The organism is Aeromonas sp. R10-1, from assembly GCF_040908465.1.
Lineage (GTDB): Bacteria > Pseudomonadota > Gammaproteobacteria > Enterobacterales > Aeromonadaceae > Aeromonas > Aeromonas caviae.
In genome coordinates this window covers 42,446-68,945 of sequence record NZ_JBFODT010000022.1, presented here as the reverse complement: position 1 = coordinate 68,945, position 26,500 = coordinate 42,446, and the positions used below count along the sequence as shown (strand labels likewise).

Genomic DNA, 26,500 nt, shown 5'->3' with positions numbered 1-26,500 from the left:
CTGACGGATGGGGGAATGCGGATCTTATCACGGGGCAGGTCAGGCAACTGCCTGCATCTGGGTGGTCATGGCGATCTCGGCGCGACGGCGTTTCTCCGCCCGGGCCATCAGATACCAGCTACCGAAGGTGAACAGGGATACCGACAGCAGGATCAGACTCGCGATAGCGTTGATCTCGGGCTTCACGCCGAGACGCACCGCCGAGAACACTTCCATCGGCAAGGTGGTCGAACCCGGGCCGGAGACGAAGCTCGCCAGCACCAGATCATCCAGCGACAGGGCAAACGACATCATGCCACCCGCCGCCAGCGACGGGGCGATCATCGGGATGGTGATCAGGAAGAACACCTTCCAGGGCTTGGCTCCCAGGTCCATGGCCGCCTCCTCGATGGAGAGATCCAGCTCCCGCAACCGCGCCGACACCACTATCGCCACATAGGCGGTACAGAAGGTGGTATGTGCTATCCAGATGGTCAGCATGCCCCGCTCCGCGGGCCAACCCACCAGCTGGGCCATGGCCACGAACAGCAGCAGCAGGGAGAGACCGGTGATCACCTCGGGCATCACCAGCGGCGCCGTCACCATGCCGCCGAACAGGGTCCGGCCACGGAAGTGAGGGATCCGGGTCAGCACGAAGGCCGCCACCGTCCCCAGCGCCACCGCCGCGATGGCGGTGTAGAAGGCGATCTCCAGGGAGCGGAACACGGACCCGATCAACTGTTTGTTGTCGAGCAGGCCGAAGTACCACTTGAGCGACCAGCCTCCCCACACCGTCACCAGCTTGGAGGCGTTGAAGGAGTAGATGACCATGATGATCATGGGCAGGTAGATGAACAGCAGACCCAGCCACAGCATCAGCTTGGCAAAACCGAAACGTCTCATGCCTTGCCCTCCAGCTCTTTGGCCTGGTTGCGGTTGAACAGGATGATGGGAATGATCAGCACCGCCAGCATCACCACCGCCAGGGCGGAGGCCACCGGCCAGTCACGGTTGTTGAAGAACTCCTGCCACAACACCTTGCCGATCATCAGGGTCTCCGGGCCACCCAGCATCTCGGGGATGACGAACTCGCCCACCACCGGGATGAAGACCAGCATGCAACCGGCGATGATGCCGTTCTTGGAGAGTGGTACCGTGATCTGCCAGAACCGGGTCAGGTTGCGGGCCCCCAGATCGGAGGCCGCCTCCAGCAGGCTCTGGTCGTGCTTGACCAGGTTGGCATAGAGCGGCAGCACCATGAACGGCAGGTAGGAGTAAACGATGCCGATATAGACCGCCAGGTTGGTGTTGAGGATCTGCAGCGGTTCGTCGATCACCCCGATGCCCAGCAGGACGCTGTTGAGCAGGCCGTTGTTGCTGAGGATCCCCATCCAGGCGTAGACCCGGATCAGGATCGCCGTCCAGGTCGGCATCATGATGAGCAGCAGCAGAACGGTCTGGGTCTCCTTGTTGGCCCGCGAAATGGCGTAAGCCATGGGATAACCGATCAACAGGCAGAGCAGGGTGCTGACCAGGGCTATCTTGAGGGACCCCAGATAAGCCGCGATGTAGAGCTCATCCTCCTGCAGCAGCAGGTAGTTGCCCAGGTTGAGCAGTATGGTGAGCTGATTGTCTGCCCAGCTCACCACGTCCGTGTAGGGCGGGATGGCCACGTCCGCTTCGGCGAAGCTGATCTTCACGACGATGATGAAGGGCAGCAGGAAGAAGAGGAACAGCCAGAAGAAGGGGATGCCGATGACCAGCTGCCGCCCTCCCACCTGTTTGAGTCGTCTCAATGCCTTCATGATTGCAGCACCACGCCGCTGTCATCTTCCCAGTAGAGGAACACCTGGTCATCCCAGGTCGGCCGTTTGCCGTGGCGTTCGGCATTGGCGATGAAAGCCTGAACGATTTTGCCCGAGGGCAACTGGATGTGATACACGGAATGGCCGCCCAGATAGGCGATGTCATAAACCTCGCCCTTGGTCCAGTTGAAGTCCGGATGCTCGATCTCTTCCGGCTTTTGCAGGCTCATCAGCAATTTTTCCGGACGCAGGGCATAGGTGACCTTCTTGTTCTCCGCCCGGGAGCTGATGCCGTGACCCACATAGATGGGCTGCTCCAGATCCGCACAGGCGATGATGGCGTGGTCCTGCTCATCCTCCACCAGCAGGCCGTCAAACAGGTTGACGTTGCCGATGAACTCGCACACCAGCCGACTGGCCGGGGTCTCGTAGATGTCCATCGGGCTGCCGATCTGCTCGATGCAACCGAGGTGCATGATGGCGATCCGCTCGGCCATGGTCATGGCTTCTTCCTGATCGTGGGTCACCATGACGCAGGTCACGCCCACCCGCTCGATGATCTCGACCAGCTCGAGCTGCATGGTGGAGCGCAGCTTCTTGTCCAGCGCCCCCATGGGCTCATCCAGCAGCAGCAGCTTGGGACGCTTGGCCAGGGAACGAGCCAGGGCCACCCGCTGACGCTGACCACCGGAGAGCTGGTGCGGCTTGCGGCGAGCATACTGGGTCATCTGCACCAGCTTGAGCATCTCTTCCACCCGGGCATCGATCTCCGCCTTGGGCAGGCCATCCTGCTTGAGGCCGAAGGCGATGTTCTGGGCCACCGTCATGTGGGGGAACAGGGCATAGGACTGGAACATCATGTTGATGGGGCGTTCATAGGGCGGCATGTCGGTAATGTCGACGCCGTCGAGGAACAGCCGTCCTTCCGTGGGTCGCTCGAACCCGGCCAGCATCCGCAGCAAGGTGGACTTGCCGGAGCCGGACCCACCCAGCAGGGCGAAGATCTCGCCCTTGTGGATGTTGAGAGACACGTTGTCGACCGCCAGCGTTTCGTCGAACTGCTTGCTTACCCTGTCTATTTTGACCAGCACTTCTTTACGCTGCTGGCTGCCCTCGAGGGCTTTCTTGTAGGCACTGGAGGCTATCGCCATTACCAAACTCCCAAAGGTGATTCCGGCCTGGGCCGATCCATCAATACAATCTGGCGCCCCGGGATGGGCGCCAAGGTTAGGTTCCGGATTTGATCTTGGTCCAACTCCGGGTGATCAGGCGCTGCACCGAGCGGGGATGTGCTTCCTGCACATACAGACGCTCAAGCACCGCCTGGGGGGGATAGACAGACTCGTCCTCGCGCACGGCCTTGTCCATGAACTCTCCCGCCTTGATGTTCGGGTTCGCGTAACCCACATAGTCGCTCACCTTGGCGATGACCTGCGGTTCGAGAATGTAGTTGATCAAGGCGTGAGCCTCTTTCACGTTGGTAGCATCGGCCGGGATCGCCATCATGTCGAACCAGAGATTGCCACCCTCCTTGGGGATGCTGTAGGCAATATTGATCCCCTTGCCCGCCTCCTCGGCCCGGGACGCCGCCTGCAGGATGTCGCCGGAGAAACCCGCCGCCACGCAGATGTTGCCGTTGGCGAGGTCACCGATGTACTTGGAGGAGTGGAAGTAGGCCACGTAGGGGCGCACCTTGAGCAGCTGCTCTTCGGCCCGCTTGATATCCGCCGGCTCATGGCTGTTGGGGTTGAGCCCCAGGTAGTTGAGGGCAGCCGGGATCATCTCGTCCGCCGAATCGAGGAAGGCCACGCCGCACTGGGAGAGCTTCTTCATGTTTTCCGGCTCGAAGATGGTCGCCCAGGAGTCAATCTTGTCGACACCCAGCACTTCCTTGATCTTGTCGACGTTGTAGCCGATGCCGTTGGTGCCCCAGAGGTAGGGCACGGCGTACTGATGGCCCGGATCCACCTTCTCGAGCTGCTTGAGCAGCAAGGGGTCCAGGTTGCTCAGGTTTGGCAGCAGGGTGAGGTCCAGCTTCTGGAAGGCCCCCGCCTTGATCTGCTTGGCCAGGAAATTGTTGGAGGGCACGACCAGATCGTAGCCGGTGCGTCCGGTCAGCAGCTTGCCTTCCAGCGTCTCGTTGGAGTCAAACACGTCGTAGACGGTCTTGATCCCGGTCTTCTGCTGAAAGTCACTGAGGGTGGTCTCGCCGATATAATCGGACCAGTTGTAAAAATGAACCACAGGGGCTGCCTGGGTCAGATTTGCAAACCCCAGGGTCAGGGCCAGCGTTGCCATCTTGGTCATGTGCACTTATCAGTCCTCATTTGTGTGATTTTGCCAGTCGCGCATCCATACGCGCCGTCCAACCTGTCGGGTGGTCACCACCCTCCCGGCCGAACTGCGGACCGGGAGGGGTACTCGTCACTCTTACTTGCCTGACTTGATCTTGGTCCAGCTGCGGGTCATCAGACGCTGCACCTTGGCCGGCAGATCCGGGAAGGTGTAGATCTTCTTGAGGGTATCCGGTGTCGGGTAGATACCCGGGTCGGTACGGATCGCCTCGTCCACCAGCGGCGTGGCCGCCTTGTTGCCGTTCGGGAACTGCACCACGTTGGTGATGTTCGCGATCACGTCCGGCTTCATCAGGTAATTGATGAAGGTGTGGGCCGCCTCGACGTTCTTGGCATCCGCCGGGATGGCGATCATGTCGAAGAAGCTGCCTGCCCCCTCTTTCGGAATGGTGTAAGTCAGGCTGACACCGTTCTTGGCCTCGGCGGCACGCGCCTTGGACTGCTGCAGGTCACCGGAGTAACCGACCGCCACGCACAGGTTGCCGTTGGCCAGATCCGAAATGTACTTGGAGGAGTGGAAATAGGCGGTATAGGGACGGATGGAGAGGAACAGCTCCTCTGCCTTCTTCAGCTCATCCGGCTTCTGGCTGTCCGGCTTGAAGCCCAGGTATTGCAGGGCGGCCGGCAGCATTTCGGTCGGCGAGTCGAGGAAGGAGACACCGCACTCCTTCAGCTTGGCCATGTTCTCCGGCTTGAACACCAGATCCCAGGAATCCACCGGCGCATCGGCCCCCAGCACGGCCTTCACCTTCTCGGCGTTGTAGGCATAGCCGATGGTGCCCCACAGGTAAGGGATGGAGTATTGGTTGCCCGGATCGCTCGGTTCGAGCGCCTTGAGCAGGTCGACGTCCAGGTTCTGCCAGTTGGAGAGTTTGGACTTGTCCAGCTTCTGGAAGACACCTGCCTTGATCTGCTTGGCCAGGAAGGGGTTGGACGGTACGACGATGTCATAGCCCGACTTGCCTGCCAGCAACTTGGCTTCCAGCACTTCGTTGCTGTCGAACACGTCGTAGACCACCTTGATGCCCGTCTCCTTCTGGAAGTTTTCCAGCGTATCCGGCGCGATGTAGTCGCTCCAGTTGTAGACGTGCAGCACCTTCTCGTCGGCCATCGCCCCGGTACTCATCATGACCAGCGCCACGGAAGCAGCCATCATTCCCTTTTTAAAAGACATAGTCCTTGTCTCCTAAGCAAATTGTATGCGTAAGCCAACCTGCCCGGTTCCCGCCTATTCCCGCAGCTTTGCAGCCGTCAGGTCCAGACTGAGCCTGGCCAGTTTGACCAATTCATCCACCTGTTCCTCGGTGATCACCAAGGGGGGCGATATGATCATGGTATCGCCGACAGCCCTCATCACCAAGCCATTGTTAAAACAGAACTCCCGACAGGTCATCCCGGCATGGAGCTCGGCCGGGAAGCGACGTTTCGTCTGCTTGTCCTGCACTATTTCCAGCGCGGCGACCAGGCCTTTTCCACGGGTTTCCCCCACCAGCGGATGGTCCGCCAGCTCAGCCCAGCGGCGCTGCAAATAGGGGCCGATACTATCATGAACTCGCTTAACTATGCTCTCCCTTTGCATAAGCTGGATGTTGGCAATGGCCACGGCGCAGGCGACCGGATGGCCGGAATAGGTGAAGCCATGGTTGAACTCGCCCCCCTCTTCCACCAGCACCCTGGCAACCCTGTCCCCCACCATCACGGCGCCCATCGGCAGATAGCCGGAGGTAATGCCCTTGGCCAGGCACATGAGGTCGGGTTTGATGCCAAAACCTTCACTGGCAAACCAGTGGCCGGTGCGGCCAAAGCCGCAGATCACCTCGTCGGCGATAAGCAGGATGCCGTACTGGTCGCAGATGCGCTGGATCTCGGGCCAGTAGCTCTCGGGTGGAATGATGACCCCCCCCGCACCCTGGATAGGCTCGCCGATGAAGGCGGCCACCTTGTCCACCCCCAGTGCCAGGATCTTCTCTTCCAGCTGGCGGGCACGGGCCAGACCGAACTCGTGGGCGCTCATGCCCTCTCCCTCACCGAAGTGATAGGGCTGGTCGATGTGTACTATGCCGGGAATGGGCAAGCCGCCCTGGGCGTGCATCCCCTTCATGCCGCCCAGACTGGCCCCCGCCACGGTGGAGCCGTGATAGGCATTGTGGCGGCTGATGATCACCTGCTTGTCAGGTTGTCCCTTGCTGGCCCAGTAGTGGCGCACCATGCGCAGCACGGTGTCGTTGCACTCCGAGCCCGAGCCGGTGAAGAAGACGTGGTTGAGGTGGGAAGGCGTGATCTCGGCCAGCAGGGTGGCCAGCTCGGCAGCAGGGGGGTGGCTGGTCTGGAAGAAGAGGTTGTAGTAGGGCAGCTGCTGCATCTGGCGAGTGGCGGCATCCACCAGCTCCTGACGGCCGTAGCCCATGTTGACGCACCACAGACCCGCCATCCCGTCCAGAATGCGCTTGCCTTCGGAGTCTTCCAGATAGACGCCTTCGGCCTTGGTGATGATGCGACTGCCCTTCTTGTTCAGGGCCTGAAAATCGGTAAACGGATGCAGATGATGGCTGGCTTCCAGTTGCTGCCACTCACGGGTGGTGTGCTGCATTGCTTGCTCCTCGGTTCCTTCGATTCGGCGAATCTTGTCGCCATTCATGAGGGCACGGATGGCCTGCCCGGTCACTGCCATTCACGGGGCTGGCACTCTCTTGCCTGCTCGATGCCTTTCCATGGGGCGAACATCGTCGCCAGTTGATTGCAGGTGACCCCCTCTCCATTGCGGGAGCGGGCCTCACCTTTACTCGGTGCCTTCCGGGTCGCGGGCGCCCCCGCCAGACGGGCCTTCGGCCCCTTGCTTGCGATATGACGGGGAGAGGCCTCGCCTCCCCCGGGGACAGATCAGACGTTCAGCAGCAGGAATTCCCGTTCCCAGCGGCTGATCACGCCGAAATAGGTCTCGTACTCCTTGCGCTTGACGGCCACGAAGGCGCGGATGAAGCGCTCCCCCAGCATGTCCTTGATGGGTTCACACTGCTCCAGGTGGCTCAGCGATTCCTCCAGCGAGCGGGGCAGGCTATAGGGCAGGTCGTAGGCACTCGCCTTCATCTCCTGCATGGGTTCCAGCTTCTCCAGCATGCCGAGGTAGCCGCAGGCCAGGGTGGCGGCCAGGGCCAGATACGGGTTGGCATCGGCCCCGGCGAAGCGGTTCTCGACCCGGCGTGCGCTCGGTTCGGAGAAGGGGACCCGCAGGCCGCAGGTGCGGTTTTCCACCCCCCATTGCACGTTGCGCGGCGCACTCTCGCCAAAGGTGAGGCGGCGGTAGGAGTTGACGTTCGGCGCCAGCAGGGCGGTCACTGCCGGGGTGTATTTCTGCAGGCCGGCGATGAAGTGCATGAACAGATCGGAGTTGCCCCCTTCGCTGGTACCAAACAGGTTGTTGCCATCCATGTCTTCCAGGCTCTGGTGGATGTGCATGGCGGAACCCGGTTCGTTGCTCATGGGCTTGGCCATGAAGGTGGCATAGATGCCGTGGCGATGGGCGGCCTCGCGCATGGTGCGCTTGAACAGAAACACCTGGTCGGCGAGATCGATGGCATCCCCGTGCAGGAAGTTGATCTCCATCTGGGCGGCACCGGATTCGTGGATCAGGGTGTCCACCTCCAGCTCCTGGGCCTCGCAGTAGTCGTACATGTCCTCGAAGATGGGGTCAAATTCGTTCACCGCATCGATGCTGAACGACTGGCGGGCCGTTTCCGGGCGGCCGTTGCGGCCCACCGGCGGCACCAGCGGATAGTCGGGATCTTCGTTGCGGGTCACCAGGTAGAACTCCAGCTCCGGCGCCACCACCGGCTTCCAGCCCTGCTTCTCGTAGAATGACAGAACCCGGCGCAGCACGGAGCGGGGAGCAATGTCGATGAGCTTGCCGTTGACGTCAAAGCAGTCGTGGATCACCTGGGCGGTGGGCTCCAGCGCCCAGGGTACGAAACGAATGGTGTTGGGATCGGGATAGAGCTGCATGTCCCGCTCCAGCGGGTCTATCATGCTGTCGTCATCCGGGTACTCGCCGGTCACCGTCTGGGTGAAGATGACCTCGGGCAGCCGCATGCCTCCTTCGCGCAGAAACTTGTTGGCTGGAATGATCTTGCCTCGGGCATTGCCGGTGAAATCCGGAAACAGGCACTCCACTTCCGTGATGCGATTGCTCTCCATCCAGCCCTTGATACTGTCCATGTTAAACCCCGACTTTACGGTTGCCATTGTCAAGGGTGTCTAATATAAGGAACACCCTTGTTAAGAAAATGTAATCGACCACACCATAAAAGCCCGTGATAAAGGCCTTTGTCAAGCAGCGGTGTTTAAAAAACTATAAGTAACGGCCTGTATAATGACCAGCGCGGCACCAAATACTAAACACTTTGTGTCACGATCAGCCCACTGCAAGCTCGATGCCAACGGCGGCGGGATCTCGTTCGATACTCAGTCAGACCCTGTCGGAGAAGGCCCATTTCTTTGCAAGGGCGCACACTCCTTATCCAATTTCCTTTGCATGTCTGCATTTTTTTGGTACAAGGCCCGCCCTGATTTGCACTCTCCTGCATGGATTTGGTGCAAAACGGGATACAAGGGCTTGGTCTGACGACAGACAGCCCCCATCAATGGGTAACATTGGGAAACTGACTGGTAGCAAACCGTATGTGTGATTTCATGACAGAAGACCAACTGACCTTCTACAAAGGCCAGATCGAGCGACAAATCCTTGAGCTCGAAGAACGTCTCAACTCCCAGGCCAGCCAGGCTATCGCCACCGATACCAACGAGATGGCGGATGAAATTGACCGTGCCAGTGTCGAGGAGGCCCGTCGCCTGGAGCTGAACCGCATCGAGCACGACAAGTTGCACCTGCGCAAGCTGAAAGGGGCGTTGAAGCGCATCAATGAAGGGGATTTCGGCTATTGCGAATCCTGTGGCGACGAGATCTCTCTCAAGCGGCTGCAGGCCCGTCCCGAGTCCCGCTTCTGTGTTGAATGCCAGAGCACCAAGGAATTCAACGACACTCACGTGTTCCGTCGCGTCGCCTGATGCGGCGAACAAGCCCGGCCTAGGTACGAGCCGGGCACAGGGCAGGCCATGCCCGAAGATGACGCGGCCGGGTGATCCCCGGCCCCTTTCACAGCAAGAGCGTGACAACTTCTGTTAGACTCCGGGCAAGTCCCGGATCCTACAGGAGATCAAAGCGTGAAATGGCTCATCAGGCTGTGCTTGTGCCTGCCATTGCTGGCACAAGCACAGACGCTCACCGTCAAGGTCCCCAGCCGACCGATCAACGATCTCGACAACGAATACCAGCTCAAGCTGCTGGAACTGGCGCTCAACCACGCCGGGCAGCCCTACAAGCTGGAGCGGGTCGACCTCAATCTCAACCAGTACAGCCTCCAGCAGGCGCTTGCCAAGGGCAAGGTCATCAATGTGTTCTGGATGGGTACCTCCAGCGCGCTGGAATCCTCCCTCACCGCAGTGCCAATCCCGCTGTTTCGTGGCCTGGAAGGGCTGCGCCTCTCCTTCATCCACGCCGATGCCCAGGAGCGGTTCAACCAGATCAACACCCTGGCAGACCTCAAGAAACTGAAAGCCGCACAGGGGGTGGGCTGGGCCGACAACAAGATCCTGGAACTGGCAGGCATTCCCACCTATGCCGGGCGCTACAGCAACCTGTTTCGCCTGATGAATGACGGCGACAAGCTGGACTTCTTCCCCCGTGGTCTGGTGGAAATCTTCGCCGAACGCAGCGAGCTGGCGGCACAATATCCCAACCTGGTGATCGATCAGCACCTGCTGATCCGCTACCCCTTCGCCGAGTTCTTCTTCGTCAGCCCGGAGTCGCCGAAGCTGGCCAAGGCGATCCAGACCGGCCTCGAGCGTGCCTATGCCGACGGCAGCTTCATGGCGTTCTTTCGGGAGAACCCCAAGATCCGCGAGGCCCTGGCCAGCGCCAATCTGGAGCAGAGAGTCACCATCGCCCTGCCCAATCCCGACATGACCCCCTTGCTCAAAAGCATTCCGGCCCAATATTGGGAGTATCCACCGTCGCAGGAGTAAATGGACACGATATCCGGCGTTGAGAATATCCACCGCTGCGAGCGTGAACGGACACGGCCTCCGACGTTGGGAATATCCGCCGCCGGGAGCGTGATCAGCCGCGGGTCATCCCATCCGGTGGGCGCAGCCCGCCGCAGACGCACAGGAACCCGAGGTCGCCCGGCCTCAATACGCGCACTAGGGAGGTGCCATGAAACGACTGGATGACTGGTTTCGCGACTACGGCCAGAGCCATCAACACCCCGTCAATGTGGCCATCCACAAGGTGGCGGTGCCAGGCATCTACCTCTGCATCCTGGCACTGCTCTGGTGTCTGCCCGCCGGTCCCCTGCCAGCGTCCCTCAACTGGGCGGGGCTGGTGGCCATCCCGGTGCTGGTCTTCTACCTGCGGCTGTCGTTGACGATCTTTACGGGGATGACGGCCCTGACCGCCCTGGGGCTGGCCTTCTGCCACGTCTGGCAGGGGCCGCTGCTGTGGCCTGCCCTCATCGGGTTCGTGCTGTTCTGGATAGCTCAATTCGTCGGTCACCATATCGAGGGGAAACGCCCCTCCTTTCTCACCGACCTGCAATTTCTGCTGGTAGGCCCCGCCTGGGTGCTGGCCAGCCTCTATCGTCGTTTGGGCATCCCCTTCTGAGGGAGGCCAACAGGAGAGACCATGAGACATCTTCAGACCCTTGCTCGCCCCCTGCCCCTGCTGCTGGGGGCAGTGATGGCCGGCCCGGTGCTGGCCGACAAGGCCGATCCCGTCGGCGAGGTGAGCACCGCTTTCAAGCTGCTCGGCCCCAACCACAAGATCCTGGTGGAGGCGTTCGACGACCCGAAAATCGCCGGCGTCGCCTGCTATCTGGCGCGCCCCAAGACCGGTGGCGTTAAGGGCGGACTCGGGCTGGCGGAAGATCCCTCCCACGCCTCCCTCTCCTGCCACCAGATCGGCCCCATCACCCTGCCCGCCAAGCTGAAGGCGGGGGAAGAGGTGTTCGACGTCAGCACCTCGCTGGTGTTCAAGGAGCAGAAGGTGGTGCGTTTTTACGACGAGAAGCGCAATGCCCTTGTCTATCTGACTTACAGCACCAAGTTGGTGGATGGTTCGTACAAGAGTGCGGTGAGTGCCGTCCCCATCATGCCCTGGGGTTGAAACAGCACCACTTATCCCGTGATGACGGTCACTATTTGTTGTAATTTAACCACATCATTATCTACGGAGAGCGCACCATGAGAGTCGCCGTTTTCAGTACCAAGAGCTACGACAAGGAACATTTCCACCAGGCCAACGCCCAGTACGGTTTCGATCTGGAGTTCTTCGACGTGCGGCTGGAGGCCAAGACGGCCCGTCTCGCCCACGGCTTCCCCGTGGTCTGCCTGTTCGTCAACGATGATGCCGACCGCGAAGTGCTGACCGAGCTGGCGCAGTACGGCACCAGGGTCATCGCCCTGCGCTGCGCCGGTTACAACAACGTGGATCTGGCCGCCGCCAAGGAGCTGGGACTCAAGGTGGTGCGGGTGCCTGCCTACTCCCCCGAGGCCGTTGCCGAACATGCGGTGGGCCTGATGATGACCCTCAACCGCCGCATCCATAAGGCGTATCAGCGCACCCGGGACGCCAACTTCTCCCTGGAGGGGCTGGTCGGCTTCAACATGCATGGCCGCACCGCCGGCATCATAGGCACCGGCAAGATCGGCATCGCCACCTTGCGCATCCTCAAGGGGTTCGGCATGCGCCTGCTGGTGAGCGATCCCTATCCGAACCAGGCGGCCATCGATCTGGGCGCCGAGTACGTGGATCTCGACACCCTATTCCGTCAGTCCGATGTCATCAGCCTGCACTGCCCCCTGTTCAAGGAGAACTATCACCTGCTGAACAAGGAGGCCTTCGCCAAGATGAAGGACGGGGTGATGATCATCAACACCAGCCGGGGCGGCCTGCTCGACTCCAACGCCGCTATCGAGGCTCTCAAGACTGCCCGCATCGGCGCCCTGGGGCTGGACGTCTACGAGGAGGAGGAAGACCTCTTCTTCGAGGACAAGTCCAACGAGGTGATCACCGACGACGTCTTCCGCCGCCTGTCTGCTTGTCACAACGTGCTGTTCACCGGTCACCAGGCCTTCCTGACCCGGGAGGCACTGCACGCCATCGCCGACACCACCCTCAGCAACATCCAGGCCATCGAGAGCCAGGGCCGCTCTGACAACGAAGTGGAGTGATCCCTGAGGCGTTGTCTCCACGCCATTGATCCCGCCGCCGGGTTGTGAGACCCGGCGGCATCGGGTAGGCTACCAGCCCTTTTTTGTACAGGAGTCTGGCCAGCATGTTCATCGGATTTGATTACGGTACCTCCAACTGTGCCGTCGCCGTGATGGAACAGGGCAGCCCCAGGCTGCTGACCCTCTCCGGTTCCCATTACCTTCCCTCCACCCTGCACGCCCCCCACCGGGACGCCATCGCCGGCCTCCTGGCCGAAGGGCTGGCCCCCGTCCAGCAGAGCGAATACCTCAAGCTGCGCGGTCCCGTGGTGACCCGGGCACAGGCGGTGCGCCGCCAGATGCGCGAAGAGGGACTCATCGACGAGCTGAGCTTCGGCGGTGCGGCGCTGGCGCGCTATCTGGAAGAGCCGGACGAGGGCTACTACATCAAGTCCCCCAAATCCTTTCTCGGGGCCTATGGCCTCAAGGCTCCCCAGATCGCCCTGTTCGAGGACATCGTCTGCGCCATGATGCTGCACGTGCGCCGGGAGGCGGAGCAGCAGACGGGCAGCACCATCCGCCAGGCGGTGATCGGCCGACCGGTCAACTTCCAGGGACTGGCGGGGGAAGAGAGCAACCGCCAGGCCATCGCCATCCTGAGCGAGGCGGCACGCCTCGCCGGGTTCGAGCGGGTGGAGTTCCTCTATGAGCCGGTGGCCGCCGGCTTCGAGTTCGAGGCGCGCCTCACCGAGGATGCGGTGGTGCTGGTGGTGGACATCGGGGGCGGGACCACCGACTGCTCCGTGCTGCGCATGGGCCCGAGCCACCGTGACCAGCTGGATCGCAGCGGCGACCTGCTCGGTCACAGCGGCCAGCGCATCGGGGGCAACGACTTCGACATCCGCCTGACCGTTGAGGGCATGATGCCGCTGCTCGGCATGCACGAGACCCTCAAGACCGGCAAGCCACTGCCCCATCCCCTGTTCTGGGACGCCGCCGCCATCAATGACGTCAGTGCCCAGAGCCGTTTCTACAGCCTGGATACCGCCCGCCAGTTGCAGGATCTCCAGCTCGACAGCCAACCCGGCAGCAAGCTCCCGCGCCTTGCCAGCCTGCGGGCCCACAAGCTGAGCCATCAACTGGTGTGGCGCGCCGAGCAGGGCAAAATCGCCCTCTCCGACCACGAGCACAATCACCAGACCCTGAACGAGCTGGAAAAAGGGCTGGAGGCGGCACTCACCCGCCCCCAGCTGGCCAGTGCTTCCGCCCCCTTGCTGGAGAAGATTGGCGAGCTGATGGACGAGGCGATCCAGGCGGCAGGCGTGCAGCCTGACCGGGTCTTCGTCACCGGCGGCAGTGCCCGCTCCCCCCTCATCAAGGCCTTCATCCAGCAGAAACTGCCCAAGGTACCGCTGGAGGGGGGTGATGACTTCGGTTCGGTGGCCTCGGGCCTCGCCCGCTATGCCGAGCGCCTGTTTGCGGACTGAAACGGCCAGGGGAGCCATGGGCAACCGGTAGACAGGTTCGCTCGGGGCGGGTGTTGCCATTTGCCGACACCCCCTCTTCCCCCGGGGCGACAGAAGCGGTCGGGCTCCTCCCCCCTCGCCCTGCCGCCCGGGCCCGGGGACGGGTATGCTTGTCATACCCACCACCGGAGCCCCTTCAATGCCCAGATACCTGCTACTGCTGCTCGCCCTGCTTCTGCTCAGCGCCTGCAGCAGTGCTCCCCGCTTTGCCTCGCAAGACCTGCAACACCATCACTGGGTGCTCGATCGGCTGGATGGCCAGGCCATCGCCAGCCGCCGCAGCAATCCCCCCGACATCGAGATAGGTGAGCATTTCACCGTCAACGGCATCGCCGGTTGCAACCGCTACTTCGGCCAGGGTCACCTCAAGGGGAACAAGCTCTGGGTCACCAGCCTCGGCAGCACCGCCATGGCCTGCCCCCCCGAACTCGATCTGATAGAGCAGGCCGTGCTCGCCACCCTGACGGAGGGGGCCACACTGAGCGGTTCCACCCAGACCCTGATCCTCCAGGGAAAACGGCACCGTTTGGAATACAGACTGCAAGACTGGGTGTACTAGGGCTCACAAAACCGCTCGCCAGCAGGAACAACTGGCCAGGCTGTGGCACAATATGAGGCATTGTTAGCAATGGAGGCTGCCTCAGCCATGTCGATGGATCGCCTGTTTGGCAAGATCAAGCAACTGCCCACAATTCCGAAACTGCTGCACGAGCTGATGCAGAGTTTCAACGACGAGAATGCCCGCATCGACGAGATCGCGGCCAAGATCGCCATGGACCAGGTGATCAGCGTCAAGGTACTGCGGATGGCCAACTCCGCCGCCCTGCGCCGTGGCAATGAAATCACCTCCATCGAACAGGCGGTGATCCGCCTCGGTTTCAACCGCCTGCGCTCCGTGGTGGTCGCCTCCGGCATCATCAGCAGCTTCAAGGCCCCCCCCGGCTTTGACAAGCTCCACTTCTGGACCCAGACCTTCCAGGTAGCCACCATTGCCCGCACCCTGGCACAGCAGACCACCTCGGTGGATCCCGAGACCGCCTTCACCTGCGCCCTCATTCACAACATCGGCGAGCTGCTGATCCAGAGCACCCTGCCGGAAGAGGCGGGGCTCATCAATCTGGCCATCGAGAAAGGCAGCAGCCGGGTCGATGCCCAGCGGGAGATGCTGGGTTACGACTATGCCCAGCTCGGCGCAGAGCTGGCGCGGCGCTGGAACCTGTCGCCCGCCTTCGTGGATGCCATCGCCCAGCAGCTCGACCCCCTCTCCCACGATCCGGTCAGCAAGGAGGCCGTGCTCATCCGGCTCGCCGTCTTCGTCTCCTTCGCCTGGCAGGCCGGCGTACCGGCCCAGGCCATCATCGCCCGTTTCCCCAGAACCCTGGCTGACCAGCTGGGGCTGGATCCCGCCAGACTGGCGGATCAGCTGGAGCAGCTCCACGAGCAGGGCAACGCCCTGGCCGATTTGCTGACCCAGTAGATGCACAACGGCCGATCAGCAGGAGCCGGATCCCCGTCTCATTCTGGCGGATCAGCTGGAGCAGCTCCACGAACAGGGCAACGCCCTGGCCGATTTGCTGACCCAATAGCGTCACGGCAGGCCGCCCAGCCAAGCCGGAAGCACCGTCTCATTCTGACCGGTCGCCACATACACACGCCCATGGACGGGATAAGATGGCCTGCGCCCATCCCCCACTCCTGAGCCTCTCTGACACAGTAGATACCATGACCCATCCCTTCCTGTTTCACCCCCAGGCGGCACCCTGGTTCAAAGAGAGTGCCGACACCCTGCAGCTCACCCTGTTCAGCGAGCTGGACGCCCCCATCCGCGAGGTGTGGCTGCGCCACGAGCCGGACAACGAGGAGTATCTGGTCGCCATGACGCCGGTCGCCCCCCGGGACAGGCTTCAGGTCTGGCAGGTCGAACTGCCGCTGGCCAAGGGGCAGGAGATCCACCTCTACTGCTTCAAGTGCCTCACCGACGAGGAGCAGTGGTGGCTGCACGGGGCGGGCGTCAGCGCCGCCATGCCGCCGCGGGAGCAGCATTTCCGCTTCAACAGCCATCACCAGCCCCCGGCCTGGGTGCAGGATCAGGTGTTCTACCAGATCTTCCCCGACCGCTTCTGCAACGGCGACCCGTCGCTGAGCGTCAAGCATCACGAGTACGAGTACAGGGGCAAGGCGGTCATCAGCAAGGCCTGGGGCGAGCCGGTCAGCCGCCACGAAGAGGGGCACGGCGCCTGTGAATTCTACGGCGGGGATCTGGCGGGCATCGACGCCAAGCTGCACTACCTGCAATCCCTGGGGGTGACGGCGCTCTACCTCAACCCCATCTTCGATTCGCCGAGCAACCACAAGTACGACACTCAGGACTACTTCAAGGTGGATGCGCACCTCGGTACCAATGCCCAGTTTGCCGAGCTGACCCGCAACCTGCACCAGCGCGGCATGAGGATCATCCTGGATGCGGTGGTCAACCACACCTCCACCGAGCACCCCTGGTTCTGCCCGCCGCTGGGCGCCCAGAGCAACCCGGACTCCCCCTGGCGCAGCTTCTACACCTTCGATCAGGAAGGGGATTATGTTAGCTGGAAAGGGATCCGCAGCCTGCCCAAGCTGGATTTCTCAAGTGAACAGGTGCAGGACGCCGTTTATCGGGCAGACAACGCCATTCTGCGCTACTGGATGCGCGCCCCCTACCAGATCGATGGCTGGCGCTTTGACGTCATCCACATGCTGGGGGAGCGAGGCACTGCCGAGGGCAATCGCGGCCACGTGCGCGCCATTCGCGGTGCGGTGAAGCAGGAGAATCCGGACGCCTACGTGCTGGGCGAGCACTTCTTCGAGGCGAGCCAGTGGCTGCAGGGGGATCAGGAGGACGGCGCCATGAACTACTACGGCTTCGCCCACCCCATCCGCGCCTTCCTGGCGGGGCAGGACATCGCCTATCACCCCATCAAGATCAGCGCCACCGAGCTGGATCACTGGCTCAAGCTGGCGCGGGCCCATATTCCGTTCAAGAACCAGCTGGCCCAGTTCAACCTGCTGGACAGCCACGACACCGCCCGCTTCCTGCACCTGCTGGGAGAAGACAAGCAGCGGATGCGACTCGCCGCCACCCTGCTCATCACCTACATCGGCGTGCCCTCCATCTACTACGGCGACGAGGTGGGGCTCTCCGGCGGCAACGACCCGGACTGCCGCCGCTGCTTCCCCTGGGATACTACCGACTGGGATCACGTGCTGCACGACCACTATCGCCGCCTGATCCAGCTGCGCCGCCAGCGCCCGGCCCTGCGCCGGGGAGACATCCAGACCCTCTACGCCGGCCCTCACAGCTATGTGTTCGCCCGTACCCTGCAAAGCGATCAGGTGGTGGTCGCCTGCAACCGCCACCCCACGGAGCCCCGCACCATCAGCCTGCCCCTGTGGCAGACCGCCAGCCCCGCCAGCCGCTTCACCGACGCCTTCAACGGCGACAAGTTCGAGGTGGTGCAGGGGGTGGTGCAGCTCACCATCCCGGCCAACTCCGCCAGGGTACTGCTGTCGAGCTAGGGATCGCGGCAATAGAAAACCGGCGCTCGGGGCGCCGGTTTTTTTATGCCCGCACCCACCGAAGTGGCGGATGCTGCCTCATCGCTGTTTTTCGATCCGATAGCCCTACGTCGCCATGTGTGATGCGACGAATACATCAAACATCATCTCTTCATCAGTAGTTGATGCTGACATAGGGGACTTCGGTCACATCCCACGCCTGCTTGAGGTAGACGGTGAGCACGAAGAAGAAGTTGGCCAGCAGATTGGCGAAGCGATAGAGGATGGGATCGAAGCGCACGCCGCTCTCTTCCAGGCGTACCAGCAGACGCACCACCTTCTTGCTGCCACAGCGGCACAGGTGCAGGGTGGGAATGGGCTGGGGCCCCTGGGGCAGCACGAAGCCGGTCACCCGGCCGCGACTCGCCTCGTTGTAGTGATCGTACCGTCCCTTCAGCCAGTCCAGATCCTCCTCGAAGATGCCGAGCCGTCCCCGCACCGAGCCGTTGAGGTTGTAGATGAGCCGCTGCAGGGTCGCCAGATCCGCCATCACGGGCCGGGTATCCTCATCCGGCATCAGATGAGAGAGCACGGCCCCCACCTGGCAGCAGAGCTCGTCGGTGGCGATCTCGTAGTCGCACTGGAACTGGGTTTCGAAGATGAAGGGGTAGCAGAGCTCGCGCTTGTCTCTTGGCTTCTTGGGGTTCATGGCATCGCCGGGCTGGGGAAAAGGGCAGTGTGCCAGCCCGGGGACGGGCTGGCAAACACCCCGCCCCCGCCGGCATCACGGGGGCGTCGCCAGACTAGCCGGTCGCCATCTGCTGGCCAAGCAGCCTCATGGCTTCCAGCATCCGCTGGTTGAAGCCCATGAAGCCTGCCCCCTGGGTCGCCCCGTCCTGACCCCGCGCCGCCAGCACGGTGGGCGTCAGCGCCTCCTGCTGGGAAGGGGGCAGCAGGGCGTCGGCCTGCTGCTGCAACCGGCTGAGCCTCGGCAGGTAGTCCGCCAGGGGCTTGAGGCTCTCCTGCAGGGAACTGGCCCCCTGGTAGGTCTGACTCAACTTGGCCGATTGCTTGAGCTTGAGGGAGTAGGAGACCAGCTGGCTGTCATCCAGTTGCAGCCCGTTCAGCCCGTCCGCCAGGGTTTTGCCGTCGCCCCCCTTGAAGAACTGCCCGGCCAGCTCGTCCAGCCCCTTGACCAGGGTGCCGATGGCATCCATCTCGGCACTGTCGAGATCCCCCTCCAGGGAGAAGTCGAAGCTCTGGCTCGACTTGAGGCTGAACTGGCTGCCGCCCCCGTCGCTCTGGGACTTGAACTGCCAGCTGTCGCTGAAGCGCAGCATCACCTTGTCCCCGTCCCGGGTCTCGATCTCGAGGAGGGCCTGCTGGCGGCTGGCCATCCTGGCATCCCCCAGATCCGTGGTCGACACCTTGCCGAAGAACTCCTTCTCGAACTCGTCGAGCCCCTTCTGGATCAGCTTGTAGCTCTGATCCATGCCGGTCTTGATGTCCTCGTTGTCCGCCCAGTCACCGAGCTGCTTCCTGGCGTCACCGAAGCCCTTGTCCACCCCCTTGCGGGCCTGCTCCATCATTTTGGTCAGGTCGTCGTCGGACTTGCCGTCCGCACGGGCCGCGCCTATCCTCCCGGTGACGAACTGCAACACGTTGTCCGCCACCGACTGGAAATCGAACAGGGTCTCCGGGGTGATCTCCTGGGGTTCCTGCACCTTGGGTGCCTTGTAGCCCTGGCCGTTGATCTCCAGCGCAAATTGCAGCGCCTGCTGGATCAGCACCTGGGCCCATTTCGGGGGCTTGTTCAGGGAGACCTCATCCCCCTTGTCCGCCGTCTTCGACTCCGTCTGTTGAGGCGATTTGGGAGCAATGCCCACTCCCTTGGGTTGGGCTGCGCCCATGCCATCAATTTGCATCATTACTCTCCCGCCTATAGTGGTGGATCGGTTATCGGCCCGACTGGCCACTTCTTGACCACAAAAAACTTGGACAATCCGCAACGGCCTTTTAAAATCCCCACCCTTTGGTTGGCTGCGGCCTTCCCCCGGTCTTTCCCCGGCTCAGCCCGGTGCATGCGAGGTATCCATGACTCAATCCCAGCCATCTTCCGCCGACGCCCAGGGCAGACGGACTCCTGCCGACTACCAGGCCCAGCTCGACGAGAAGCGCGATCGCCTCACCCAGCTGTTCGCCCCCTTCAATCCGCCTGCGCTGGAGCTGCACGCCTCTCCCGCCGAACACTACCGGATGCGCGCCGAGTTCCGGATCTGGCATGAGGGGGACGACCTCTTCCACTGCATGTATGCACCGGCCACCAAGGAGATTATCCGGGTCGACAGCTTCCCCACCGCCAGCCTGCTCATCAACCGGCTGATGCCTGTGCTGCTGGCCGGGCTGCGCCCGCACCCCGTGCTGCGCAAGAAGCTGTTCCAGATAGACTATCTCTCCACCCAGTCCGGCCAGATCTGCGTCAGCCTGCTCTACCACCGCAAGCTGGAAGTCGAGTGGCAGCAGGCCGCCGAGGCGCTGCAGGCCGACCTGCGTGCCAAGGGGTTCGAGCTGCAACTGATTGGCCGCGCCCACAAGCAGAAGATCTGCCTGGGGGATGACTTCGTCATCGAACGCCTGACCGTGCAGGGGCGCGAGCTGGTCTACAAGCAGGTGGAAAACAGCTTCACCCAGCCCAACGCCGCCATCAACGAACAGATGCTGGGCTGGGCCCTGGACGTGACCAAGGGGAGCGAGGGGGACCTGCTGGAGCTCTACTGCGGCAACGGCAACTTCTCCATCGCTCTGGCGCAGAACTTTCGCAAGGTGCTGGCCACCGAGATCGCCAAGCCGAGCGTGGACTCCGCCCAGTTCAACATCGCCGCCAACGGTGTCGACAACCTGATCATCCTGCGCATGTCGGCGGAGGAGTTCACCATGGCGATGCGCGGCGAGCGGGAGTTCAACCGCCTCAAGGGGGTCGATCTCGGCGCCTACCAGTGCAACACCATCTTCGTCGACCCGCCCCGGGCCGGTCTGGACGACGCCACCGTCAAGCTGGTGCAGGATTACGACAACATCCTCTACATCTCCTGCAACCCCGAGACACTGCAGGCCAACATGGCCGTGCTCGGTGAAACCCACGAGATCGCCCGCTTCGCCCTGTTCGACCAGTTCCCCTGGACCCACCACATGGAAGCCGGGGTGTACCTGAAGCGCAAGGGCGGCTGATCCGGGCGGTTCCCCGGCTGCTCCATGGCAGCCGGAGCCGCTTTGGCCACTAAAGGGCGCGGATCCTGCCTCATCGCGCTGCCCCGACCCGCCACGGGACAAGTGGGGCGGCCCGATGCCAACCGGTTCATCCTGTCCCCCCTTCTCCCCCGGGAGAAAGGGCAAAAACCCCCGCATTGATTAGTTATCCCGGTGCAGAGCGCGGACGCAGCCGTTATGCTGGCGACACGCCCACTCACGCCATGACCGGGGAACCACGCCACCATGCCACGCGTTCTGTTTGTTGAAGACGATCCCGAGATAGGCCAGCTCATCAGCAGCTGGCTCGGTCGCCACGACATCGAGGTGATGCTGGAGACCCGGGGTGACCGGGCACTCGACAGGGCCCTGGCCGAGCAGCCGGATCTGGTGCTGCTCGACATCATGCTGCCGGGGCAGGATGGCCTCTCCCTGTGCCGGGATCTGCGCCCGCGCTTTGCCGGCCCCATCGTCATGCTCACTTCGCTGGACAGCGACATGAACCAGATCCTGAGCCTGGAGCTGGGGGCCAACGACTACATCCTCAAGACCACGCCCCCCCCGGTGCTGCTGGCCCGGCTACGAGTCCAATTCCGCCAGCAGGGGCAGAGCCAGCAGGCCGTGGTCCCCGCCGCCCCGCCCCAGCGCCTGCAGTTCGGCCGCCTCCAGATAGACGGCCCGGGTCGGGACGTGCGCCTCGATGGGGAGAGCATTCCCCTCTCCACCGCCGATTTCGACCTCCTGTGGGAGCTGGCCTGCCACGCGGGCCAGATCCTGGGGCGGGAGGCGCTGTTTCGCAGCCTGCGGGGGCGCGACTACGACGGCCAGGATCGCAGCATGGACGTGGCCATCTCCCGTCTGCGCCGCCGGCTCGGGGATGACAGCAACAACCCGACCCGCATCAAGACGGTGCGCCAGAAGGGTTATCTACTCGTACCCCAGGCTTGGGAATGAGCTGGTGTCTCACACGCCTGCACACCAGAAGCCAGGGAATGACAGCAACAACTCGATCTGGATCAAGACGGTGCGCCAGGTTACCTGCTGGTGCCCCAGGCCTGGGAATAAGCCCCGCCGAATGACCTTGATGCACTCAGCCTTCTCCCCTTGCGGGAGAAGGGTTGGGGATGAGAGGCAACAAGGCAATGTCCAGACGCAATCCAGGCAAGAGGAGAGCCCCCATGCGACGCCTGTTTATCCAGTTCTATCTGTTGCTGATAGGCTGCTTCACCCTCGCCATTCTGCTCATCGGGCTGGTCTATCAGGTCAGTGCAGAGCGGGCGGGGGACCGTTATCTGGAGCGGATGATGCAAGGCTCCCTCGGCCTGCTCACTGGCGAGCTGGCCCGGCTGCCGCCGGAACACTGGGCCACCCGCACCGGCGAGCAGAGCCGCCAGCTCAATCTGCCGCTGCAGATCGGCGTCCTCGCCAACCAGCCCTTGGCCAGCGAGGATCAGGCCTTCCTCGAGGCGGGAAACATCGTCATCGTCGAGGAGGATGACACCTTCCTGCAGCGCATCCCGAACACCGACAAGGTGCTGATCGTCGGCCCCGTCCCCTACCTCTCCTACCTGCACGAGCTGCACTGGGTGGACGTGGGGCTGCTGCTGCTCATCGGCCTTTCCCTCGGCCTGCCCATCCTGCTCTGGCTGCGCCCCCACTGGCGCGGCCTGCAACAGCTCGAACAGACCGCCCGCCGGGTCGGCGACGGGGATCTCTCCTGTCGCACCCGTTTGCCGCCCGGCAGCAGCCTGGGCCGGGTCGGCCGCACCTTCGACCAGATGGCGGAGCAGTTGCAGGCCATGCTGGCCAGTCGCAAGCAGTTGACCGACGCCATCTCCCACGAGCTGCGCTCCCCCCTGGTGCGGCTGCGCTATCGCCTCGCCATGCTGGCCGAGCCTCCCTCACCCGAGGAGCAGCAGGGACTGGAGCGGGACCTCGGCGCCCTCGATGCCCTCATCGAGGAGATGCTCACCTATGCCAGGCTCGATCGCCCCGAACTGCCGCTGCAATGCAGCGATCTGGAGCTCGGCAGCTGGGCCGGCAGCCGCCTGGCCGACTGGCAGGCCCTGCGACCGGACAAGCAGCTCGACTTCGTGCGCCCGGCCATGGCTCTGCCCTGGCGCGGCGACACCCGATTGCTAGACCGGGCGCTGGAGAACCTCATCGGCAACGCCCTGCGCCATGCCACCAGCCAGGCAAGCCTCTGCATAGCGCGACAGGGGGACGACTATCTGCTGGAGGTGGCCGACGATGGCCCCGGCATCGATCCCGCGCTGGCCCCGCAAATCTTCGAGCCCTTCGTGCGCCTGGATCAGAGCCGGGACAGACGCACCGGCGGCGCCGGGCTGGGGCTGGCCATCGTGCGCAGCATCGCCCACCACCATGGCGGCGAGGTGCAACTGCTGCCAAGCAGCAGCGGTGCCCGTTTCTGCCTGACCCTGCCCGTACATTTGGATACAAACCGTCACCAGTCGCTCACTGAACCGCAGGTCGAACAACCCTAGGATGAAGTCATGGAGAAACGCTCCATGTCATCAAACCGAACGAGGAACTGGAATATGAACAAGCTGATCCCCCTGACTCTGGCCGCTGTCTTCGCCCTGACCTCCGGCTTTACCATGGCCGCCACCCCGACCAAGGCCGCCGCTCCCCACGCCACCCAGACCAAGGTCGTGAAAAAGCATCACAAGGCTGCCCACGCCAAGGCGCCGGCCGTCAAGGTTGCCCCCAAGACCAAGTAAGCCGCCCGCTTCCGCCATGAAAAAGGGGCCCCCGACAGGGGGCCCCTTTTGTTTTTGCGCGCTTGCCGTGACTCAACCCAGCATGTAATCCCCTGGCAGTTCGATGCGGGCCACCCCGGAGGCAACCGCCGCCAGCGCCACGGCACGGGCAACCCGCGGCAGCAGGCGGGCATCCATGGGCTTGGGAATGACGTAGTCCTTGCCGAAGGCGAGTTCACTCACGCCAGCGGCGGTCAGCACCTCGGCGGGTACCGGCTCCTTGGCCAGAGCACGGATCGCCTCCACTGCCGCGATCTTCATGGCATCGTTGATGCGGCTGGCACGGGCGTCGAGGGCGCCGCGGAAGATGAAGGGGAAGCAGAGCACGTTGTTGATCTGGTTCGGGTAGTCCGAGCGGCCGGTACCCATGATGAGATCCCCGCGCACTCCGTGAGCCAGGGCAGGCTTGATCTCGGGGTCCGGGTTGGAACAGGCGAAGATCACCGGGTTGGGGGCCATCAGGGCCACCGCCTCGGCGGGCAGTACGTCCGGGCCGGAGACGCCGACGAAGACGTCAGCCCCGTCGATGACATCCATCAGGGTACGCAGGGAGGTGTCGTTGGCGAAACGCTGCTTGTACTGGTTGAGATCGGTGCGGCCGCTGCGGATCACACCCTGGCGGTCCAGCATGAAGATGTTGTGCGGCGCAGCCCCGCACTTGATCAGCAGATCCATGCAGGCGGTGGCGGCGGCACCTGCGCCCATGCAGACGATGCGGCTGGTGCCAATCTCCTTGCCCTGCACTTCCAGCGCGTTGAGCAGCCCGGCGGCGGTGACGATGGCGGTACCGTGCTGGTCATCGTGGAACACCGGGATGTCGCAGCGGGCGATCAGCGCCTCTTCAATCTCGAAGCACTCGGGGGCCTTGATGTCTTCCAGGTTGATGCCGCCGAAGGTGTCGGCGATGGCGGCCACCGTATCGATAAACTGGGCGCTGGTCTCGTGCTTCACCTCGATGTCGATGGCGTCGATGCCGGCAAAGCGCTTGAACAGCAGGGCCTTGCCCTCCATCACCGGCTTGGAGGCCAGCGGGCCCAGATTGCCCAGCCCCAGAATGGCGGTGCCGTTGGAGATGACGGCCACCAGGTTGCCCTTGCCGGTGTAGCGGTAGGCATCGGCCGGATTGGCGGCGATCTCGCGTACCGGTTCGGCAACGCCCGGGCTGTAGGCCAGCGCCAGATCGCGAGCGGTCTCGGCGGGCTTGGTGAGGGCGATGGCGATTTTGCCCGGAACGGGTTGGGCGTGGTAGTCGAGTGCCTGTTGGCGGAGATCGTGCTGCTGATCGGACATGGGGGACCCCGATACGGAAATGAATGAGTGATGCGTTGGCTCGCCAGCGGGCGAGGGCTGAGGATCATAAAGAAATCCCTCGCCCTTTCACAGCATAAAATATCGCTGGATAGCAATGACACGCTAGTCAGTAGCATGTCATGCCACCCCAAATTACCCAATTAGTTATAGATTCGATTTCAATCCATGACTGGAATGCCGGCTTTTGCCTCTGCCTGCCGGGCGATGGCCTCCGTCATCCCCTGGAAGATGAAGAGGTGGAACGGCAGCATGGCAAGCCAGTAGGCCAGCCCCCAGGCCCCCTGCGGATGCCAGTGGGCCGTCACCCGCAGCCGGGTCAGGCCGGACTCCAGGGGCTGGATGTTGAACTCCAGCCGACCGACGCCGGGGGCCTTCATGTTGAACAACAGATCCAGCCTGCGTCCTTCATCCACCCCGAGGATCTGCCAGGAGTCCAGCATGTCCCCCTTCACGAAGCGATCCGGGTTGGTGCGCCCCCGGGTCCGGGCCGGGCCGCCGATCAGATGATCCATCCATTCGCGCACCACCCACAGCTCGTTCATGTAGAAGTAGCGCTGCTCACCCCCCAGTTGCTGCAACACCTGCCACACCACCTCGGGGGCGGCGAGGCAATCCGCCTCCCCGCTGGCGGTGCGGTCGTAGAAGCCATATTCGGGATGGCGCCAGCGCAGACCAAGGGGCGTCTCCTCCCCGTGCTGCTCGGCACCGAGCCTCTGCTCCAGCGCCAGGCTCTCCGCCAGCGCCTCGTCGAAGCTGAGCAGATGCTGGGGCAACAGGGCGCGCAAGGTGCCGTCATCCGCCGGGATGTCGTGCTTGAGCCCCCCCACCAGCGCCTTGGCGATGGGTTGGGGAACCGAGGTGGCGAACTGCAGCCACCAGGCGGAGAGCCGGGGGCTCAAAAAGGGGATCGGAATGATGGGGCAGCGTTTGCCGATATGGGCGGCGAACTTCTGGAGCTGCTGCTGGTAGCTGAGCAGCTCGGGGCCGGCCGCATTGAAGATCTGGCCATCCACCCCGTCGGCTTCCACCAGCCCGCCCAGATAGTGCAAGAGGTTGGAGAGGGCGATGGGGGGCGTGCGGGAACGCACCCACTTGGGCGTCACCATCATGGGCAGGTTGTACACCAGATCCCGCATCACCTCGAACGCCGCCGAGCCTGGGCCTATGATGATGCCGGCACGCAACTCTACCGTGGGCACCCCTGCGCTGCGAAACAGCTCGCCACAGTAGCGCCGGGAGTTGAGGTGGCGACTGTTGCAGGGCTCGGGCTGGATGGCGCCGAGATAGACGATGCGGCGCACCCCGGCAGCACGGGCGGCGGCGGCGAAGTTCTTCACTCCCTGCTGCTCCAGCCGGTGAAAACCGGCCCCCGCCCCCATGGCGTGTACCAGATAGAAGACGGTGTCGACCCCCGCCAGCGCAGGGGGCAGGGTGGCAGGCTTGAGGCTGTCGGCGAGGCGAAACGCCACCCCCTCCGGCAGACGGCAGGGACGACGGGCCCCGGCGATGACCCTGTACCCCAGACCCTGCAGATGGGGCACCAGGTAGGATCCTATGTACCCGGCAGCTCCCATCACCAGACATGTGCGCATCGGCTCTTCTCCCTTGGTTGAGCCAACACCATAGGGCAAAGCGGGGAATTACAGAATGGCGGCCAATAAAAAAGGCACCCGATGGGCGCCTTTTTCAGAATTCTTCAGAAGCAA

24 protein-coding genes are annotated in these 26,500 nt (G+C 62.9%); 13 read left to right on the top strand and 11 right to left on the bottom strand.

The window, feature by feature from the left end:
- Nucleotides 1–39: 39 nt before the first annotated feature.
- From AB5Y93_RS10000 to AB5Y93_RS09970, 7 genes are all read right to left on the bottom strand, one after another.
- On the bottom strand, nucleotides 40–882 hold the full coding sequence (locus tag AB5Y93_RS10000) for an ABC transporter permease subunit (protein ID WP_010676054.1): 843 nt from the start codon (nucleotides 880–882) through the stop codon (nucleotides 40–42).
- A complete protein-coding gene (locus tag AB5Y93_RS09995) occupies nucleotides 879–1,784 on the bottom strand; it encodes an ABC transporter permease subunit (RefSeq protein WP_010676055.1) in 906 nt (301 codons plus the stop codon). The genes AB5Y93_RS10000 and AB5Y93_RS09995 overlap by 4 nt, the downstream gene beginning before the upstream one ends.
- Complete coding sequence (gene potA, locus AB5Y93_RS09990) at nucleotides 1,781–2,935, bottom strand: polyamine ABC transporter ATP-binding protein (RefSeq protein ID WP_010676056.1); 1,155 nt, start codon at nucleotides 2,933–2,935, stop codon at nucleotides 1,781–1,783. The genes AB5Y93_RS09995 and potA overlap by 4 nt, the downstream gene beginning before the upstream one ends.
- A 76-nt stretch (nucleotides 2,936–3,011) precedes the next feature.
- Entirely contained in the window at nucleotides 3,012–4,097 is a 1,086-nt protein-coding gene (locus AB5Y93_RS09985; protein WP_201890749.1) for a polyamine ABC transporter substrate-binding protein, read from the bottom strand.
- A gap of 117 nt (nucleotides 4,098–4,214) precedes the next feature.
- Nucleotides 4,215–5,312 (bottom strand): polyamine ABC transporter substrate-binding protein, encoded by a 1,098-nt coding sequence (locus AB5Y93_RS09980; protein WP_039039663.1) that lies wholly within the window; start codon nucleotides 5,310–5,312, stop codon nucleotides 4,215–4,217.
- A gap of 54 nt (nucleotides 5,313–5,366) precedes the next feature.
- Nucleotides 5,367–6,728: an aspartate aminotransferase family protein gene (locus AB5Y93_RS09975; protein WP_010676059.1), complete on the bottom strand. Its 1,362-nt coding sequence runs from the start codon at nucleotides 6,726–6,728 to the stop codon at nucleotides 5,367–5,369.
- A 290-nt stretch (nucleotides 6,729–7,018) separates the two neighbouring features.
- A complete protein-coding gene (locus AB5Y93_RS09970) occupies nucleotides 7,019–8,350 on the bottom strand; it encodes a glutamine synthetase family protein (RefSeq protein ID WP_010676060.1) in 1,332 nt (443 codons plus the stop codon).
- A 462-nt stretch (nucleotides 8,351–8,812) separates the two neighbouring features.
- Between AB5Y93_RS09970 and AB5Y93_RS09965 the strand changes: the two genes are divergently transcribed.
- From AB5Y93_RS09965 to malZ, 9 genes are all read left to right on the top strand, one after another.
- The gene (locus AB5Y93_RS09965) at nucleotides 8,813–9,199 is read left to right on the top strand and encodes a TraR/DksA C4-type zinc finger protein (RefSeq protein ID WP_010676061.1); all 387 of its coding nucleotides are present in this window, start codon (nucleotides 8,813–8,815) and stop codon (nucleotides 9,197–9,199) included.
- Between the two features lie 156 nt (nucleotides 9,200–9,355).
- Entirely contained in the window at nucleotides 9,356–10,216 is an 861-nt protein-coding gene (locus tag AB5Y93_RS09960) for a hypothetical protein (protein ID WP_010676062.1), read from the top strand.
- A gap of 190 nt (nucleotides 10,217–10,406) precedes the next feature.
- Entirely contained in the window at nucleotides 10,407–10,853 is a 447-nt protein-coding gene (locus tag AB5Y93_RS09955; protein ID WP_042864753.1) for a DUF962 domain-containing protein, read from the top strand.
- Between the two features lie 21 nt (nucleotides 10,854–10,874).
- Nucleotides 10,875–11,354, top strand: a complete 480-nt coding sequence (locus tag AB5Y93_RS09950) for a CreA family protein (protein WP_202044764.1) — start codon at nucleotides 10,875–10,877, stop codon at nucleotides 11,352–11,354.
- Between the two features lie 77 nt (nucleotides 11,355–11,431).
- Nucleotides 11,432–12,421, top strand: a complete 990-nt coding sequence (locus AB5Y93_RS09945) for a 2-hydroxyacid dehydrogenase (RefSeq protein WP_042864752.1) — start codon at nucleotides 11,432–11,434, stop codon at nucleotides 12,419–12,421.
- Between the two features lie 104 nt (nucleotides 12,422–12,525).
- Nucleotides 12,526–13,887, top strand: coding sequence for a molecular chaperone (yegD, locus tag AB5Y93_RS09940; RefSeq protein ID WP_010676066.1), 1,362 nt, complete (start codon nucleotides 12,526–12,528; stop codon nucleotides 13,885–13,887).
- 178 nt (nucleotides 13,888–14,065) lie between these two features.
- Nucleotides 14,066–14,485, top strand: coding sequence for an META domain-containing protein (locus AB5Y93_RS09935; protein ID WP_010676067.1), 420 nt, complete (start codon nucleotides 14,066–14,068; stop codon nucleotides 14,483–14,485).
- Between the two features lie 69 nt (nucleotides 14,486–14,554).
- Nucleotides 14,555–15,403, top strand: a complete 849-nt coding sequence (locus AB5Y93_RS09930; RefSeq protein ID WP_319885945.1) for an HDOD domain-containing protein — start codon at nucleotides 14,555–14,557, stop codon at nucleotides 15,401–15,403.
- A 245-nt stretch (nucleotides 15,404–15,648) separates the two neighbouring features.
- Complete coding sequence (gene malZ, locus AB5Y93_RS09925) at nucleotides 15,649–17,478, top strand: maltodextrin glucosidase (protein WP_368229263.1); 1,830 nt, start codon at nucleotides 15,649–15,651, stop codon at nucleotides 17,476–17,478.
- 154 nt (nucleotides 17,479–17,632) lie between these two features.
- Here the strand turns inward: malZ and AB5Y93_RS09920 are convergent, their stop codons facing one another.
- Nucleotides 17,633–18,166 (bottom strand): ATP--cob(I)alamin adenosyltransferase, encoded by a 534-nt coding sequence (locus AB5Y93_RS09920; RefSeq protein ID WP_042016441.1) that lies wholly within the window; start codon nucleotides 18,164–18,166, stop codon nucleotides 17,633–17,635.
- Between the two features lie 94 nt (nucleotides 18,167–18,260).
- A complete protein-coding gene (locus tag AB5Y93_RS09915; RefSeq protein ID WP_049636071.1) occupies nucleotides 18,261–19,382 on the bottom strand; it encodes a DUF5610 domain-containing protein in 1,122 nt (373 codons plus the stop codon).
- A 169-nt stretch (nucleotides 19,383–19,551) separates the two neighbouring features.
- On the opposite strand from AB5Y93_RS09915, the gene trmA reads away from it, so the two are divergent.
- The 4 genes from trmA to AB5Y93_RS09895 all read left to right on the top strand — a co-directional run bounded on the left by trmA (nucleotide 19,552) and on the right by AB5Y93_RS09895 (nucleotide 23,444).
- The gene (gene trmA / locus AB5Y93_RS09910; protein WP_368229262.1) at nucleotides 19,552–20,685 is read left to right on the top strand and encodes a tRNA (uridine(54)-C5)-methyltransferase TrmA; all 1,134 of its coding nucleotides are present in this window, start codon (nucleotides 19,552–19,554) and stop codon (nucleotides 20,683–20,685) included.
- 264 nt (nucleotides 20,686–20,949) lie between these two features.
- The gene (gene rstA / locus AB5Y93_RS09905) at nucleotides 20,950–21,657 is read left to right on the top strand and encodes a two-component system response regulator RstA (RefSeq protein ID WP_039039674.1); all 708 of its coding nucleotides are present in this window, start codon (nucleotides 20,950–20,952) and stop codon (nucleotides 21,655–21,657) included.
- A 224-nt stretch (nucleotides 21,658–21,881) separates the two neighbouring features.
- Nucleotides 21,882–23,207 (top strand): two-component system sensor histidine kinase RstB, encoded by a 1,326-nt coding sequence (gene rstB, locus AB5Y93_RS09900; protein WP_368229261.1) that lies wholly within the window; start codon nucleotides 21,882–21,884, stop codon nucleotides 23,205–23,207.
- 54 nt (nucleotides 23,208–23,261) lie between these two features.
- On the top strand, nucleotides 23,262–23,444 hold the full coding sequence (locus AB5Y93_RS09895) for a hypothetical protein (protein ID WP_010676075.1): 183 nt from the start codon (nucleotides 23,262–23,264) through the stop codon (nucleotides 23,442–23,444).
- 72 nt (nucleotides 23,445–23,516) lie between these two features.
- Here AB5Y93_RS09895 and AB5Y93_RS09890 read toward each other — a convergent pair whose 3' ends face one another.
- A complete protein-coding gene (locus tag AB5Y93_RS09890; RefSeq protein ID WP_368229260.1) occupies nucleotides 23,517–24,773 on the bottom strand; it encodes a malic enzyme-like NAD(P)-binding protein in 1,257 nt (418 codons plus the stop codon).
- A gap of 179 nt (nucleotides 24,774–24,952) precedes the next feature.
- Nucleotides 24,953–26,386, bottom strand: coding sequence for a DUF2867 domain-containing protein (locus tag AB5Y93_RS09885; RefSeq protein WP_279988534.1), 1,434 nt, complete (start codon nucleotides 26,384–26,386; stop codon nucleotides 24,953–24,955).
- Between the last annotated feature and the right edge of the window lie 114 nt (nucleotides 26,387–26,500).